The sequence below is a fragment of the Terriglobales bacterium genome (assembly GCA_035454605.1).
In the GTDB taxonomy this organism is placed as follows: Bacteria; Acidobacteriota; Terriglobia; order Terriglobales; family Acidobacteriaceae; genus DATMAB01.
Genome location: DATIGQ010000214.1, coordinates 1 through 15,533 on the forward strand (window position 1 = coordinate 1; position 15,533 = coordinate 15,533).

General features: G+C 63.6%; 16 protein-coding genes. 10 read left to right on the plus strand and 6 right to left on the minus strand.

The genetic code is table 11. From position 1 onward, the window contains the following. Together VLE48_15110 and VLE48_15115 are read left to right on the plus strand one after the other, a co-directional pair. Window positions 1-846, plus strand: an 846-nt coding sequence (locus tag VLE48_15110; protein ID HSA94341.1) for a radical SAM protein, incomplete at its 5' end; no start/stop codon positions are given. A gap of 27 nt (window positions 847-873) precedes the next feature. Further along, window positions 874-2,502, plus strand: coding sequence for a hypothetical protein (locus VLE48_15115; protein ID HSA94342.1), 1,629 nt, complete (start codon window positions 874-876; stop codon window positions 2,500-2,502). Here the strand turns inward: VLE48_15115 and VLE48_15120 are convergent. Together VLE48_15120 and VLE48_15125 are read right to left on the minus strand one after the other, a co-directional pair. After that, window positions 2,432-3,532, minus strand: a complete 1,101-nt coding sequence (locus tag VLE48_15120) for an aromatic ring-hydroxylating dioxygenase subunit alpha (protein ID HSA94343.1) — start codon at window positions 3,530-3,532, stop codon at window positions 2,432-2,434. The genes VLE48_15115 and VLE48_15120 overlap by 71 nt on opposite strands. Window positions 3,533-3,540: 8 nt before the next feature. After that, window positions 3,541-3,963, minus strand: a complete 423-nt coding sequence (locus tag VLE48_15125) for a DUF4870 domain-containing protein (protein HSA94344.1) — start codon at window positions 3,961-3,963, stop codon at window positions 3,541-3,543. A gap of 134 nt (window positions 3,964-4,097) precedes the next feature. Here VLE48_15125 and VLE48_15130 point away from each other — a divergent pair, with 134 nt between their 5' ends. From VLE48_15130 to VLE48_15155, 6 genes are all read left to right on the plus strand, one after another. Further along, complete coding sequence (locus VLE48_15130) at window positions 4,098-5,864, plus strand: proline--tRNA ligase (GenBank protein ID HSA94345.1); 1,767 nt, start codon at window positions 4,098-4,100, stop codon at window positions 5,862-5,864. 18 nt (window positions 5,865-5,882) lie between these two features. Then, on the plus strand, window positions 5,883-6,239 hold the full coding sequence (locus tag VLE48_15135; GenBank protein ID HSA94346.1) for a hypothetical protein: 357 nt from the start codon (window positions 5,883-5,885) through the stop codon (window positions 6,237-6,239). 264 nt (window positions 6,240-6,503) lie between these two features. Beyond that, window positions 6,504-9,041, plus strand: coding sequence for a PBP1A family penicillin-binding protein (locus VLE48_15140; protein ID HSA94347.1), 2,538 nt, complete (start codon window positions 6,504-6,506; stop codon window positions 9,039-9,041). A gap of 11 nt (window positions 9,042-9,052) precedes the next feature. Further along, window positions 9,053-9,883, plus strand: coding sequence for a tetratricopeptide repeat protein (locus tag VLE48_15145; protein ID HSA94348.1), 831 nt, complete (start codon window positions 9,053-9,055; stop codon window positions 9,881-9,883). A gap of 135 nt (window positions 9,884-10,018) precedes the next feature. Beyond that, window positions 10,019-10,378, plus strand: coding sequence for a YbhB/YbcL family Raf kinase inhibitor-like protein (locus VLE48_15150; GenBank protein HSA94349.1), 360 nt, complete (start codon window positions 10,019-10,021; stop codon window positions 10,376-10,378). Continuing rightward, the gene (locus tag VLE48_15155) at window positions 10,378-10,479 is read left to right on the plus strand and encodes a hypothetical protein (GenBank protein ID HSA94350.1); all 102 of its coding nucleotides are present in this window, start codon (window positions 10,378-10,380) and stop codon (window positions 10,477-10,479) included. Before VLE48_15150 ends, VLE48_15155 begins: the two co-directional genes overlap by 1 nt. 1 nt (window position 10,480) lies before the next feature. Here VLE48_15155 and VLE48_15160 read toward each other — a convergent pair whose 3' ends face one another. Then, a complete protein-coding gene (locus VLE48_15160; GenBank protein ID HSA94351.1) occupies window positions 10,481-11,470 on the minus strand; it encodes a M48 family metallopeptidase in 990 nt (329 codons plus the stop codon). 281 nt (window positions 11,471-11,751) lie between these two features. On the opposite strand from VLE48_15160, the gene VLE48_15165 reads away from it, so the two are divergent. After that, window positions 11,752-12,261, plus strand: coding sequence for a hypothetical protein (locus VLE48_15165; protein ID HSA94352.1), 510 nt, complete (start codon window positions 11,752-11,754; stop codon window positions 12,259-12,261). Window positions 12,262-12,348: 87 nt separating this feature from the next. Then, window positions 12,349-12,702 carry an STAS domain-containing protein gene (locus VLE48_15170; GenBank protein ID HSA94353.1) on the plus strand — a complete coding sequence of 118 codons (354 nt, stop codon included), beginning with the start codon at window positions 12,349-12,351 and terminating at the stop codon, window positions 12,700-12,702. 17 nt (window positions 12,703-12,719) lie between these two features. Here the strand turns inward: VLE48_15170 and VLE48_15175 are convergent, their stop codons facing one another. From VLE48_15175 to VLE48_15185, 3 genes are all read right to left on the minus strand, one after another. Then, complete coding sequence (locus VLE48_15175) at window positions 12,720-13,307, minus strand: DinB family protein (protein ID HSA94354.1); 588 nt, start codon at window positions 13,305-13,307, stop codon at window positions 12,720-12,722. A gap of 68 nt (window positions 13,308-13,375) precedes the next feature. After that, complete coding sequence (locus tag VLE48_15180) at window positions 13,376-14,638, minus strand: MFS transporter (GenBank protein HSA94355.1); 1,263 nt, start codon at window positions 14,636-14,638, stop codon at window positions 13,376-13,378. A 138-nt stretch (window positions 14,639-14,776) separates the two neighbouring features. Continuing rightward, the coding region (locus VLE48_15185) for an APC family permease (GenBank protein HSA94356.1) at window positions 14,777-15,533 on the minus strand (757 nt) is incomplete at its 5' end.

The window sequence follows — 15,533 nt, forward strand, 5'->3', positions numbered from 1 at the left end:
TTCCGCTGGACCATCAATCCCTACCGCGGCTGCGAATTCGGTTGCCACTACTGTTATGCGCGCTACACCCACGAGTTCATGGAGCTGCGCGACGGGCGCGACTTCGAGCGCGTGATCTATGCCAAGCAGAATGCCGGCTGGATGCTGCGCCGCGATCTGCGCCAGGTGCGCGACGGAGAGATGATCGCCATCGGAACCGCCACCGATCCCTACCAGCCGGCGGAACGCCGCTACGGCGTGACCCGCACCATTCTGGAGGAACTGGCACGGCACCGCGGCCTCGAGCTGAGCATGGTGACCAAATCCAGCCTGATTCTGCGCGATGTGGACGTGTTGCAGCAGGTAAGTGCGCACAACCATTTCACCGTCCTGGTGACGGTGACCACCACCGACGCCAGATTGGCGCGCCTGCTGGAGCCGCGGGCCCCGCGTCCCGATCTGCGTTTGGAAGCTGTTCGCGGCCTGGTCGAAGCAGGGATCGAGGCCGGCGTGATGTGCGCGCCCATCCTGCCCGGAATCACGGATTCGCCGCGGAATCTGGAGGCGGTAGTGCGGGCTGCGGCCAACGCCGGCGCGCGCATGGTGGCCAACAACGCCCTGTTCCTGAAGCCCTGTTCTTTGCAAGTGTTCCTGCCCTTCGTGGAGCAGCATTTCGCTCACCTGGCCTCGGAGTATCGGCGGCGTTATGGCAAGCGGGCATACCTGCCGCATGACTATCGCCGTGAGATCTCGCAGCTCATGTCGCGCCTGCGCAGGAAATACGGCATCGGCGCGGACAAGCGGCCGGCGCAGAGCGTAGGGAGAGCACACCAGCAATTGGCCGAGCACCAGCTAGGACTGTTCTGACCGGCTGTGATGTAATAGCCGCTCCGCATGAAAGCCTTTGCCCTGATTCTTCTCTCCGTTCTATTGGTGCCCGCCATCGCGCTTTCGCAAGACGAGGGCCTGGTCCGCCAACTCGACACCAAGGAAGAGCAACTGGAAAAGCTTTGGGCCGACTACTGGACCACGGACCGCGAGATCGCCGTGGGGAACGACAAGCTCTCGACCGTGCCCATCCGGCAGCGCATCCGCGACGTCCTAACGGAGCCGGAATTCCTGGCGAAGCTGCGGGCGGCGCACCTTGACGACCCGACGCTCGAGCGGCGCCGCCAGCTTTTCCTGCAGGAGGCGATCGAGGCCCGGATCACGGCCGACACGGAACTGGCCCGGCTGGTGGAAGAAATCGAGCGCGACGAGGGCGCTATCCGCTACCAGGTGGGCGAGCGCAAGCTGACCCGGGCGGAGCTGAACAACATCGTAGGCCACGAGCCGGATCGCGCGCTGCGGCGCGCCGCCTGGGAGGCGCGAGCGCAAATCACGGTGCTGACCGGCGAGCGCGTACGCAAGGCCATGAAGCTGCGCGACGCGCTGGGGCAGCGCCATGCCGGGCGCGCCTTTTCGGACTTCATGCTGGAGCGCAAGCAGACCGATCGCAAGCGGTTGATGGCATGGTTCGAGGAGATCCGCCGCGAGACCGAGGCCGACTACAAGAAGCTGCTGGAACGCATGCGCCGTGAGCTGAAGGTGGAGAAAGTCGAGCCCTGGGATCTCGAGTACTACTTTTCCACACTCACCGCCGGTTTCGAAGAAACGCTGCTGCCGCCGGACGACGCCTGGCCGCGCATTCAGAAGCTGAGCCGGGCGCTGGGCTTCGATTTCGAGAAGCTGGGCACCGACGTGGTGATTGCCGACATCACCTTTGGCGGCGGGACCTATCCCATTTACTACGGCAAGCAGGCCCGCATCGTGGTGAACAAGTACAAGGGCATACGCTTCACGGACACGCTCTTGCACGAAGCCGGCCATGGACTGCACTTCACGCTGATGCGCGAGCCTTCGTTCCTGTTGCGCGCCAACTACGCTGAAGCCTACGGCGAAGGGCTGGGCCAGGTGATGGCGCTGCTGCTCTACCGCGACGAGATCGCAGAACCGTACTTCGGGCTTTCTGCGCAGCAGGTTCGCGCCATCCAGGAGCGCTACCGGCTGAAGTCCATGTTCGACCTGCGGGACACCATGGCGGATTCGCAGTTCGAGTTCGCCGCCTACGAGAATCCCGATCAGGACCTGGTCGCGCTCTACAACCGGATCTACTCCGAGTACCTGGGCGTGGACATGCACGGCACGGCGACGTGGGCGTTCGATCCCTTCTATTCCACGGGCCCGATCTATCTGCAAAGCTACGTCTTGGCGGAGATGGTCGGCCGGCAGATTCATCATGCTGTGGACCAGCGCTTCGGTCGCAAGTGGGGGCCGGAGGCCGGCCGTTACCTGCATGAGAAGTTCTTCGTGCGCGGAGGGCGGCTGCCGCTGGACGAGATCATGAAGGACGGAACCGGCGAGCCACTCACGGCGCGGTACCTGATCGAAGCGATGAAGGAACCAAGTGAGGCTAGTCGCGCTTTATCCACTCCGCGTACAGCCGGTGGAAGTGGTGCACGCCTTTCTCCTGGTGGACGCTGAAGCGGCCGCGCTGGTAGCTGCGGGAGCGCAGGTTGCGCTGCACTTTCTCGCAGATGTCGCCATCCTCGAGTTGGGTCTCGTGGCTGAAGCGCACTCCGGCCTGCGCGGCATCGCTCATCATCAACTCCGCCAACACGTACCACTCAAAGATGGCGAGCGTCTGTTCCGCCGCCAGCGGCATGACGATGTTCAGCGACACATTGTCCGGATAGCAGTTCAGCATCCAGTTGGGAAAGATCCAGAAGTACTCGGCAGCGAGCCCGGCGGCATCCGGATAGCGGCGAGGCGCATCGCGTTCGCTCTCCGGACCGCGGATGGGGCTGGATTGGCGGGAGTGGCGTGCGAAGGTCTCGGTGACGTACTGGCCATAGTCCAGTTCCCGGTTCAGGCCGGGGTGGACGCTGGGCAGATGGTAGCCCTCCAGGTAGTTGTCCACGTAGGTCTTCCAGTTGCACTGCATCACGTACTCACGCCGCTCGAAGAACCGCATGCGCTCGAGCGGAAAGCGTTCGGCCTGCCGCGTCAGCTCGCCTAGCGCAGTCAGCAGCGGTTCGGCGGAGTCGTCGAGATTCACGAACACCCATGCCGCCCACTCTTCCACGGGCACGGGCCGCAGACCAAATTCTTCCTCGCGGAAGTCCTGTACGCCTTCGAATTCCGGCGCCGTGATCAGGCGGCCATCCAGACCGTAGGTCCAGCCGTGGTAAGAGCAGCGGAAGACTTTGCGCGATCCACATCCTTCGGCGGGCGGCCCGGCGCGGTGCCGGCAAACGTTGTAGAAAGCGCGCAGCTTCCCTTCCCCGTCGCGCACCACGAGCAGCGGCTCGTCGGCGATCTGGCAGGTGAAGTAGTCACCCGGGCGCGCCACCTGCTCGCGACGTCCCGCCACCTGCCATGTCCTCCCAAAAAGATGCTGGTGCTCGTGCGTCAGCACGGAAGGGTCGGTGTAGAGGTCGGCAGGAAGGGTCCAGGCGCGAGCGATGTCGGAACCGACGCTGAGATCGGCGAAAAGGTTGCGGTCGGAGCGCATGGGCCGATTCAAAAGCCGAGCATGCCGCGCGCCATGCGTCCCAGTACCGGATATTCCGCCCACTCGCCCCGGCCCGCCTTGATAGCGTACACGATGGCCAGGATGAGCATGATGGCCCAGCCTGCCATGCCGAACAGCCACGCGATGGGAAAGAGGACGACGAACGCGGGCGGTGGTCCGGACTTGCCTCCGCCGGCCGCTCCCATGATGGCCACCGCCATGATGCTCCCGAAGAACACCAGCCAGATCAGCATGTACACCAGTTGCAGGAACACCGCCTGCAGGGCGTGGAAAGTCACGAAGCGCGAGTTCCGCTTGACCAACAGGATGATCAGCGGGGCGATGAAGGTTCCTACGATCTGCAGAGCGTGAGCCAGCACCGCGAAGGTGCGCTCGTCCTGGGTAACGGGAGTGGCTTCGGCCGGTTGCATCGTCTAGTCTGCTGCCGGACCCGTGGAGCGCGGCGCGACGCCCATTATACGCAGCCCGGCCTCTCGGGAATCGGCTCCGCGCAGGGCCATCCTTTAGAATGAACGATTCACCCGATTCGAAAGCAAGGAGCTCCATGCAACGCTGGTCGCAACTGTTCATCCCCACGCTGCGCGAGGCCCCGGCAGACGCCGAGGTCGCCAGCCACAAGTTCCTGGTGCGCGCAGGCTACATCCGGCAGCTCGCCGCCGGCATCTACTCCTACCTCTTCCTGGGGCAGCGGGCGCTGCTCAAGATCCAGGCCATCGTGCGCGAAGAAATGGACCGCATCGGGCAGGAGTTCTATCTGCCCGCCCTGAACCCGCGCGAGCTGTGGGACGCAACCGGGCGCTGGACGGTGATGGGCGAGAACATGTTCCGCCTGAAAGACCGCAAAGGCGCCGACCTGTGCCTAGGCATGACCCATGAGGAGGTCATGACCGAGATCGCGCGCAAGGAGCTGCGCAGCTACAAGCAACTGCCGCAGATCTGGTACCAGATCCAAACCAAGTTCCGTGATGAGCCGCGTCCCAAGTCGGGCCTGCTGCGTGTGCGCCAGTTCATCATGAAGGATTCGTATTCCTTCGACCTGGACGCCGCCGGACTCGACGCGAGCTACCAGAAACATTACGACGCCTACTGCGCCATCTTCGACCGCTGCGGATTGCAGTACGTGGTGGTGGAAGCGCACTCCGGGGCCATGGGCGGCTCACAGTCGCACGAGTTCATGGTCATGACCGAAGCCGGCGAGGACATGGTGGCCAGTTGTGAGAAATGCAGTTACGCCGCCAACCTGGAGAAGGCAACCTCGCGCCTGGAGCCGGTGGAAGATCTCATGCCCGAAGGCGACGCCAGACCTCTGCCGGTGGAGACCCCGGGCATGAAGACCATCGAGGACGTGGCCCGGTTCCTCAAAGTCTCTCCCAGGCAGAAGATGAAGACGCTGGCCTACATGGCCGGCGACCTGAATGCCGAGAAGATCTACCCACTGGTGGTCTTTGTTCGCGGCGACCACATGCTCAACGAAGCCAAGCTGGCCGCGGCGCTGCCCGCGGGAGAAGCGCTTCGCCCCATGCATGCGGAGGAGATCGAGGAGATCTTCGGCTCACCCGCCGGATACCTGGGGCCCATCGGCACGGAGAAGATGTCCTACAAAGGCGCGCCGGCACGGGTGATGGTGGACGAGGCGCTGCGCGGGCGGAAGAACCTGGTGGCCGGCGCCAACCGCGAAAACTATCACCTGAAAAACATCACCCCGGAGAGGGACTTTGCCGTCCCGCAGTGGGTGGATGTGCGCAGCGCCGAAGCCGGCGAGGGTTGCCCGAATTGCGGGCATCCGCTGCGCGTCTCCAAGGCGGTAGAGATCGGTCACATCTTCAAACTGGGTTACAAGTACGCTGAGTCACTGGGTGCGCGCGTGCTCGACCAGGAGGGCAAGGAGGTCACGCCCATCATGGGCAGCTACGGCATCGGCATGGAGCGCATCCTGACTGCGGCCGTGGAGCAAAGCCACGATGCCGATGGCTTCTGGCTGCCACCGCAGATCGCTCCGTTCGAGGTGGTCGTTGTGCCGACCAACGCCCGCGATGGCAAGCTGCTGGAAACCGCCGTCGCGGTGGCGGAGCAACTGGAGGGCGCGGGCTATGACGTTCTCCTCGACGATCGCGACGAACGTCCCGGAGTCAAGTTCAAGGACGCCGACCTGGTCGGCATTCCCTTCCGCGTAACTGTTGGCAAGAAGGTTTCCGAGGGCAAGGTAGAGGTGGTGCGGCGCTCGACACGCCAAACGCAGGATGCTACCATCGGCGCAGTTGTAGACGTAATCCGGAGTCTTTTCCCTCCCGGCCGTTCCGGTGGCCGGTGAATCCGGAGGCAGGCCCCCATGAGAACGTTGAAGGCGTTGATTGGACTGGCCGTGGTTGTGGCCGGCATTTATCTGGCTTATCGGCTTATCCCGCCCTATTTCGCGAACTTCCAGCTCGAGGATGCCATCGAAAGCGAGGCCAGGCTGGGCTCGTACTCCAACAAGAGCGAGGCCGAGATCGTGGACATCGTGCTCAAGAAAGCCAGGGATCTCGACATCCCGCTCCGGGCGGAGCAGGTTCACGTACTGCGGGATTCGAATGGCCTGACCATCTGGGCGGAGTATACGGTGCACGTGGACTTGCCCGGCCGGCCGGTGGACTTGAAGTTCAGGCCTTCCACCTCGAACAAGGCCCAAACCGGGGCAAGGTTCTAGGGCCGGCTCTGCGATGTCGACCACCCCGGCCACCCAGTCGGGCCCCCGGGCTCATGTGGGCAAGAGGGTGACAGCGACCCGGGCACTAGCATCTAATAATCAAGGCTCTGGCCGTAGCCTTACTCTCACCTGTTGACTGTGCCCGCAAGAAGGAAAATCCCGCCGCGTTCGAAGCGCAGGGGCGGCCTGGGCGCCGCGCGCTTCTTGAGCTGGCTCCGCGTCCCTCCCAGCCTTCCTGGCAAGATCCTCGTTTCGGCGGCGATCTTGGTCGCCGTAGTGGGCCTGAGCCTGATCACCTGGGTCTACCTCAAGTACGACCGCCTGGTGGAGCGGCGCATGAGCGGGCAGATCTTCAGCAACGCCTCCAAGATCTATGCGGCGCCGCGGCTGGTGCGGGTGGGCGACCGGTTAACGGTGCACGATGTGGCCAGCGAGCTACGGCGCGCGGGTTATCTCTCCGAGGGGGAACAATCCGCGGCCCGCATGGGCAGCTACAAGATGCTCGGCGACAGCATCGAGGTCCGGCCCGGCCCGGAATCCTACTTTGCCGCCCAGGAAGGGCGTATCTTCTTCCGCGACGGGCAGGTCTCGCGCATCGTGGTGACGCGCAGCGGCTCCCGCAGCGAGGCGGCGTCTTACGGCCTGGAACCGGTCCTGGTGACCGCTTTGTTCGACAGCGAGCAGCGTTCCAAGCGCCGTCTGGTGCAGTATGAAGAAGTTCCCAAAGCGCTGCGAGACGCCGTGCTGGCCATCGAGGACCGCCGCTTCTTCGAGCACGGGGGAGTGAACTACTGGCGGCTGGCTCAGGCCGTGTTCATCGATCTCTGGGAAGGGCACCGCCAGCAGGGCGGCTCCACCCTGACCATGCAGCTTTCCCGGCGGTTCTTTCTCACCCCGGAAAAAACCGTCAAGCGCAAGCTCACCGAGATTCTCATCACCTTCCTGCTTGAGCACCGCTTCAGCAAGGAGCAAATTTTCGAGCTGTACGCGAACGAAGTGTACATGGGACAGCGAGGGTCGTTCGCCATCAACGGCTTTGGCGAGGCGGCGCGCTCCTATTTCAACAAGGACCTGCGCAGCCTGAAGCTGCCCGAGGCGGCCCTGCTGGCCGGGCTGATCCAACGGCCCAGCTATCTTTCTCCATACAAGTATCCGGAACGGGCGCAGGCGAGGCGCAACCTGGTGCTCGACGGCATGGTGGAAACCGGCGCCATCACGCGCGACGAGGCCGAGCGCGCCAAGGCCGCTCCTCTGAAGCTGGCTCCGCCCAACGTGGAAGCCAGCGATGCTCCTTATTTCGTAGACCTGGTGAAGGATCAGTTGCTGGAGCGCTACAGCGAAGCTGATCTCAACGAGCGTGCCTACCGCATCTACACCACCCTCGATCCCGATCTGCAGCGTTACGCTGCTGATGCCGTCGCGCAGGGACTGAAGGAAGTCGACGCGGAGCTCATCAAGAAGCGCACCCGCCGCGTGCCCGTTGGAAAGGGTAAGTTCGAGAACCGAGTGCAGGCAGGCCCCATGCCTCAGGTGGCGCTGGTGGCCATGGATGCCCACACGGGGGCGGTGCTGGCGCTGGTGGGCGGCCGCAATTATGGCTCCAGCCAGCTCAACCACGTGGTGGCCAAGCGGCCCACGGGGTCGGTCTTCAAGCCCTTTGTGTACGCCGCGGCAATCAACACTGCGGTGACCGGCCAGCAGCCGGTCGTGACTGCGGCTTCACTCGTCGATGACTCGCCCACGACTTTCCTCTACGGCGACCAGGTCTACGAGCCGCGGAATTATCAGGAGAAGTACCACGGCTTGGTCACTGCCCGCTACGCGCTGGCGCTCTCGCTCAACAACGCCACCGTGCGGCTGGCGGAGCAGATCGGCTTTGACAAGGTGGCAGAGCTGGCCCGCGCCGCCGGCATCAAGTCTGTGGCGGGCACTCCAGCGGCCGCCCTGGGCGCCTACGATGCCACGCCCCTGGATATGGCCGGGGCCTACACCGTGTTCTCCAATCAGGGAGTTCGAGTTTCACCCCGGCTGCTCAACGCCGTACGTACCGCGACGGGCGGGCCGGTGGAAGAGTTTCAGGCGGAGCGCAAACAGGTGCTCGATCCGCGCGTGGCCTACGTCATGACCAAAATGATGGAGGTGGTCATCAACTCGGGCACCGCTGCCGGGGTGCGCGCGCGTGGCTTCTCCGCCCCCGCAGCCGGCAAGACCGGTACCTCTCACGACGCCTGGTTTGCCGGCTATACCTCCGAGCTGCTCTGCATCGTGTGGGTCGGTTTTGACGACTACAGCGACCTGCACATGAGCGGCGGAACTACCGCTGCCCCCATTTGGGCGGAGTTCATGAAGAAGGCCATCCAGCATCCGCAATACGGACGCTCGCGGTCCTTCAGTCCCCCCACCGGTATCGTGGGCGTACAGATCGACAAGGCCACCAACCTGCTGGCCACACCCGCCTGCCCGGAAACCTACTTTGCCACATTCATCGCCGGTACCGAGCCTCAGGAAACCTGCGAACAGAGTTCCGGGCTGAAGGGATTGGCCCAGCGGTTGCTCGGCATCGGCGGGCATCCGACCACCCCGGTTGTGGTGTCTAATCCTAGAAACGTTCCGCCCTCCGGGGAGGGTTCGCCGCCTACGGGCCAGCCGCCGGCTGGCTCCGAAGCCGCCCCGGCCAAAAAGAAGAGCTTTCTGGGGAAGGTTGTAGGCATTTTCAAAGACGAAAAGAAGGAAGCGCGCCCCACCCCCGCCCAGCCGGAACCCGCCCCCAGCCAGGGCGGGGGCGATCGCGCGCCCCAGTAGGAGGTAATGCCGTGACACACGCTGGTTGGTTCATTTGCCTGGTCTTGTTCAGCCTTCCACTTGCCGCACAGACCCCGGGAGCTTTTGTTCCGCCGGCCGATCAGGATACGGCAGCCACCACGCCGGCGGAGCTGCGTCGTGCCGAACCGCCTCCGGCCGACTGGACGCCAGAGCAACTGGAAGCGCGTGGCGACGAGTTGCGCGCGGAGAAATTCTTTGCCGACTCCATCGATTACTATCGCGCCGCCCTGACCCGAATGAAGCAGCGCTCGACCGCCGTGCTCTACAACAAGATGGGCATGTCGGAACTGCAAATGCTGCGCTATGACCGGGCCAAGAAGAATTTCGAAAAAGCTATCAAACTGGACCCGAAATACGGCCAGGCCCTCAACAACCTGGGGGTGGTCTACTACATGCGGAAGAGCTACGGACGCGCCGTCAAGTACTACACGCGCGCCATCCAGGTGCTGCCGGAATGGGCCAGCTTCCATAGCAACCTGGGAACGGCATACTTCGCGCGCAAGCAATACGAGAAAGCTACGGCCGCATACCTGCGCGCATTGGAGCTGGATCCCGATGTCTTTGAACGGCGCTCCAGTACGGCCAGTGTTTCGGCGCACATGGCCTCGCCTGCGGACCGCGCCCGCTACGCCTACGTGATTGCCCGGATGTATGCGCACATCGGCGACACGGAGCGCAGCCTGCTCAATCTGAGGAAGGCCATGGAACAGGGTTACAAGGACATCGGCGACGTCTACAAGGACGAAGAGTTTGTCACCATACGCAAAGATCCCCGCTTCACGGAGCTGATGACGGCACCTCCACCGGCCATTCCCAACTGAGGATTCGGTGTGGCCGTGCGACGGACAGGCCGGCATCGAACGCAGGCAATCTTACCGGCATTCTTCCTCGCGACCGTGGTCGCATGCCTTGGACCGGCAGTATTCGGCCAAGCTCAGACTGGAGGAGGGCACGCCATGTCTCTTTCCATCGAGTCCCCAGCCTTCCCTTCCAACGGCGACATCCCGCGCAAGTACACCTGCGACGGGCCGGACGTCTCTCCGGCATTGCGCTGGAACGAGCCTCCGGCCGGCACCAAGAGCTTCGCGCTCATCGCCGACGATCCGGACGCGCCCGTCGGCACCTGGGTGCACTGGGTGGTCTACGATCTTGCCGCAACCATGCGCGAATTGCCGGAAGGCGTTCCCAAGCAGAAGGACGTTCCCCAGGGCGGACGCCAAGGAACCAACGATTTCCGTCGTCTCGGATACGGCGGGCCCTGCCCCCCGCCGGGTAGGCCCACCGCTACTTCTTCAAGTTGTATGCGCTTAGCGTGATGCTCGACCTGGAGTCCGGTGCAACCAAGGCGGATGTGGAGCGCGCGATGAAAGGGAAAGTACTCGCCGAAGCCAAGGTGATGGCACGATACGGACGGTAACCTACCGCGACGAAGGGTGCACCTCGAAGGACTTGGAGATCGCGCGCAGGCGTCCTTCGTCATCGTAGATGCTCACTTTCACGCGGAAGCTCCGCTGCGAGGCGGCTTCCCCTTCGTCCAACGGCATTCTCACCACTCCGTCTTCCTGTTCAGGACAGCGCGTTTCCTGCCGCAGTTCTTTCCAGGGGTTGCCGGCATCCTGCGGCTTCACCACTACGGCGATGGGGCCCCGCGCATTCCGGCAATGCAGTGGAACGCGGAGTTCCGCGGCTTGCGCCTCCGGGGTAACACTGACTTGAGGTTCGCCGAGGAAAACCAGCAGCGGCGGCAACCCCCCGGGTGATTGAGCTGCGTCCGGCCACCGGCGCTCGAACTCCGCCAGCGCTTCCTGAGAGGCTTGCTGGGTGTGCTGCTCCCGCGTTTCCCAGCGCGGATGGGTGGAAAAAAATGCCAGCGGCTTGGGCATTTCCCCACGGGCCTGCCGCAGCAGATCCTGCAGAACAAACATGGAATCGGGATGGTATCCCGCCGTGGCCATCAGCATCATGCCGGTGGCGTCGGCTCGGTGTTCACGGTCGCGCAACACTTTGCCGAACACGTAGGGCAACGCCAGGTGTAACCCCTTCAACGCGAGGTTGGGATGGCGAAGAATCACGTGGGCCACCTCGTGCGAAAGCACGGCAGCCCACAGTCCTCGGTCCTCCTTCAATAGCTGCGCCAGCCCACCCGCAACCCACACGCGGCCTTTGGCGTCGGAGTAGGCGTTGACACTGTCGTTCTCGAGAATCGCAAAGCGCCAATCCAGCTTGGCTTCCGCCACCAGCGGAGTGCCCACCAGGTGATGGAACACGTCCGTGCCTACCACCAGTTGCGGCCGCAGATCCGGTTTGGGTGAGGCACTTCCGGGCTCCGGCTGGGGCCACGCGCGGCTCGCCACGAAGAGGCAGAGCCAGGCCAGGAGCAATCGTGAGGAGCCAAGACGTTTCGTCATGCGATGATCATTCTGCCCTGCCCGCCGTTGGCCGGCAACCCGAGCGGAGCGAATTGACTGTTAACTGCTTTCATTGCAAATGGTTACAGGTAACCAACGATGGTTACGATGGTCATTACTTTGGGCACCTTTACGCTCTCTGGAAAGGCGGGTAGCCTCAAGCTGCAGTTTGGCCGTGCAGCGGAGGCGGCGCTTTGAACAAGCATCCCCAAGACGTTTCCGTAGTGGTTTATCCGGATCAGCCGAAACCGGGATGGGTTCCACCTCGGCCGAAGCCGGCCTTGGTTCGTCCGGTCAGCGGCATGCTGGCCATGGCTGGCGCCACCGCCGGTTCGGGCGCCTTTTCTTCCGGCATTGCGAGCGGCAGCATGCCCGTGATCGACCTGGAGTCGGCCCGCCGCGTATACCGCAGCATCAAGGGATTCCGCATCCTGTTCGCGCTGGCCACGGTCACGGTTCCGATATCATTCTTCCTGTTTGTCGCCCTGGGCGCGGGCTGGCTGCGCACGCAATTCTTCGAGGGGACGCTGATTCTAGCCTACGCCACGGCCATCGTGCGGCCGGTGGCGGAACTGGCGGAGCAATTGTTTCCCTTCCGCACGGTCATCAACGCCTTCAACTGGTGGATCTTCGCCGTCGGTTTGGCTGCGCTGGCTCTGCGCCGCACTCTTCTCGACCATCTGGAAAAAGCCGAGCACTGGGCCAAGACCCGCGCCTTCACCGCCGAGTGGACCAGCCGAAAAGCCAAAGCGAAGAAGGCAGCTTCCAAGGCCCCGGTCCCCAGTCGTTAGCCCCCGAGATTCTCCCGCCGTTTGACTTCGAGCGGCGCCCGCCCCTAAGATGCCTTTTTCCTAAAAAGGTATCGAAAGGAAGGGCGTTTGCTGACCATAGAAACCAAGCGCATTGATCCGGACATCGTCGTGCTGCAACTGGCCGGGCGCCTCACGCTGGGGCGTGACGCCCAGCACGTGGAGTGGCAGATCGCGGATCTGGTGAAGTCTGCCGAGAAAAAAGTGATCCTCGACCTTTCCGGACTCGATCACATCGACAGCACGGGAATCGGGATCGTGGTCGCCTGCTCTGGTAAGCTGCGGCAATCCGGCGGCGAACTGCGGCTGGCCGGCGCCAAGGGCCTGGTGGCCGAGGTCCTCAAGCTGACCAACGTCAGCGCCATCGTCAGCATGTTCGATAACGCCGACGCCGCGGCACAGAACTTCTCACGTCCTGTCTAGCGATGATTCCCTAGTTCCTACTTCTGCTGTGGTCGGCTGGCCGGCGGGATGATGCCATTCATCCTCAGATAGACCACTAGCTGGCCGTAATGGTCGAAGGGGTGTGCCACGGCAACGATGGACATACCCAGTCGCGTGGTCCGACCATCCCCGAATGGGCTCTTGATCCAGGCCGTAGCGTTCTCCGCCGTCACCGCATCCAGGGCTCCGTGGAGGTACGCGAAGGAATCCTTAAGGAACTTCACCGCTTCAGCCTTGGTCTTGATGGAGTCAGGCCCGCTCTCCCCGCTTCCGATATCGACCGGGATCTTCTCCTCGCGGATGGCAGCGCCCACCATGTAATTCACGGCAGCCACGTGCTTGATCTGTTGCAGGAACGTGCGCACGCCCTTGAATTCGCCCTGTGAGGGCGCGAAGTCGAACTTGTCCTCGGGCATCGCCTCCGCGGCCGGGACGATTTCACCCTCCACCCAACCCAGTTGGTTGTGCGCCACCTTGGTCACCGTCGGCGGCGGGCCCGGCTCCTTCTTGGCTGCATCCTGCGCGAACGCTGCGCAACTCACGACCAGAATCAACAGTAATGCTCCGAAGGACTGCTTCCTCATTTCAATCTCCTTTGCAGAGTGGGAAAAAACGAGCGGATATCTTACCTCAGCGCTGGCCGACTGGCCTTCTAGGCGGCGGAGGAAATGATGGCTCCCACGCGCAGCGGATGCCGACGCACGGCCATCAACCCCAGCATCAGTCCGGTAGCAGCAGCCAGGAGCGCGGTCATCATGCTCGAGTTCTCGGCCACGGCTCCCCACAGGGCGCTTCCCGCCGCCAAGCCTCCTTGCAGAACCAGTAAATACATGGAGAGCGACCGCGCCCGCAGCCGGGTCGGCGACATCGTCTGCGCGGAAAGATTCAGGCTCGCCAGGATGACGATCCAGGCCAAGCCGCCCACCAGCAGCGTAGCGCACAGCGCAGCAAACGCCTGCAGGTAGGCCAGTGCCGCCGTGACCGCGGCGAACACCACCGTCGCCGTTGAGACCAGCGCGTTGAGCGAAGCCATGCGCCGGAACAGCGGCAACAGGCCCGCGCCCAGCAGCGCCCCGAAACCGAACGACCCCAGCAGGAAGCCGAATCCGATGGAACCGTGCGGCCGCGCGATCAGCGGCAGCATGGCCCACATTCCGCTGGCGAACACGCTGAACAAGCCGGAGCGCACCAGCACCGACTGCACCGGCGGCGACTGGCGCAGGTGCTCGAAACCCGCTTTCATCGAGCCCATGATGCTGTTCAGCGGGAGTGGAATATCGTGATGGACGCGCTTCCAGCGGTGCAGGAACAGGATCACGCCGAAGAACGAAGCTGCGTTCAGCAGAAAGGCCACGCCCGAGCTGGTGGCCGCAATGATCAATCCGCCAATCGCCGGACCAACAGCGCGGGCGATGTTGAACCCGGCCGAGTTCAGCGCCACCGCTTGCGGCAGCCTCTGGTGCGATGCCACCTCGGGGATGATCGCCTGCCAGGCGGGATCGTTCATCACCGCGCCCAGGCCCAACAGGAACGTGAGCAGCAACAGGATCCCGGGCGTCACGACGCCGTAGATGGTCAGGATTCCAAGGATCGCCGCCATCACCACCATCCAGGCCTGGGTGACCAGCAGCAGCCGGCGACGATCCATCATGTCCGCCAAGGCGCCCGCCGGCAGGACCACCAGGAACACGGGAAGGCTGATGGCCGCTTGCACCAGACCCACCAGCATGGGCGAGGTGGTGAGCGAGGTCATCAGCCAGGCCGTACCCAGGTTGTGCATCCACGTGCCGGTGTAGGAAATCACCGCCGCCGCCCACAGGTTGCGGTAGAGCGGCTCGCGTAGGGGCGCGAAGGCGGAGAGGTAGTCCTCCTGCGATGCCGCGACCACGCTGACGGGATTCTCGGTATCGGCCATCAGGTACGGGGCTTCAGGTGTCCGGGAAGCAGCCATTCGCAGGCGCACACCCGCAGAAAAAGCAGGAGCGCCGGGACTTAGACTCCGCGAATCCGGCAAGGTTAGCACAGCGGAGCTTGAGGCCCGCACCCGCGGGCCTCAGTCGCCCTGGGGGACTGCGTCCACGGCGGTCGCGAACGGCCAGTGCCGATGGCGCCAGGCGCGATACAGAAAAATCGTGGTCCCCGCCACCAGGATCACTACCGCATACCGCACTTCCTTGAGGAAGTTCTGGCGCGAAATCAGCACGTAGAGGAAACCGGTGATGGCCAGGAGGGCCGGCAGCGGATAGAACCACATGCGGAACGGGCGCGGCATGTCCGGCCGCCGCCACCGCAACACCATCACTCCCACCGCCTGCACCAGAAACTGCAGCATGATGCGGATGACTACCAGCGCCGCGATCACGTCCGCCAGCCGCAAAAAGCAGAAGGCGGCGGCGACCACGCCCAGCGCCAGCAGCGAGACATGCGGAAAGCGATGCGTGGGATGGACGCGTGCGAAAGCCCGGAAGTAGTTTCCGTCCAGAGCCGCCGCATAGGGCACGCGCGAGTACCCCAGCAACAGCGAGAACACGGAGGCGAACGCAGTCCACATGATGAGCACCGTCACCACATATCCGGCCCAGCTTCCGTAGAGGCGCTCCATGAAGATGGAAATGATGTAGAAGCGCGTATCAGTGCGCGCGGCATCGTCCAGCTCCCGCCACGGCATCACGCCCAGGATGCTGATGTTCATCACGATGTAAATGCTGGCCACGGCCACGATGGAATACAGCAGGGCCCGCGGGATGTTTCGCCCCGGATCGCGTACCTCGTCTCCGAAGAAGCAGACGTTGTAGTAGCCCCAGTAGTCG

Coding starts and splice junctions, on each gene's coding strand:
- VLE48_15150 (HSA94349.1), top strand. CDS start 10,019: ATGTCTCTTTCCATCGAGTCCCCAGCCTTCCCTTCCAACGGCGACATC.
- VLE48_15130 (HSA94345.1), top strand. CDS start 4,098: ATGCAACGCTGGTCGCAACTGTTCATCCCCACGCTGCGCGAGGCCCCG.
- VLE48_15125 (HSA94344.1), bottom strand. CDS start 3,963: ATGCAACCGGCCGAAGCCACTCCCGTTACCCAGGACGAGCGCACCTTC.
- VLE48_15175 (HSA94354.1), bottom strand. CDS start 13,307: ATGAGGAAGCAGTCCTTCGGAGCATTACTGTTGATTCTGGTCGTGAGT.
- VLE48_15160 (HSA94351.1), bottom strand. CDS start 11,470: ATGACGAAACGTCTTGGCTCCTCACGATTGCTCCTGGCCTGGCTCTGC.
- VLE48_15155 (HSA94350.1), top strand. CDS start 10,378: ATGCTCGACCTGGAGTCCGGTGCAACCAAGGCGGATGTGGAGCGCGCG.
- VLE48_15135 (HSA94346.1), top strand. CDS start 5,883: ATGAGAACGTTGAAGGCGTTGATTGGACTGGCCGTGGTTGTGGCCGGC.
- VLE48_15180 (HSA94355.1), bottom strand. CDS start 14,638: ATGGCCGATACCGAGAATCCCGTCAGCGTGGTCGCGGCATCGCAGGAG.
- VLE48_15115 (HSA94342.1), top strand. CDS start 874: ATGAAAGCCTTTGCCCTGATTCTTCTCTCCGTTCTATTGGTGCCCGCC.
- VLE48_15120 (HSA94343.1), bottom strand. CDS start 3,532: ATGCGCTCCGACCGCAACCTTTTCGCCGATCTCAGCGTCGGTTCCGAC.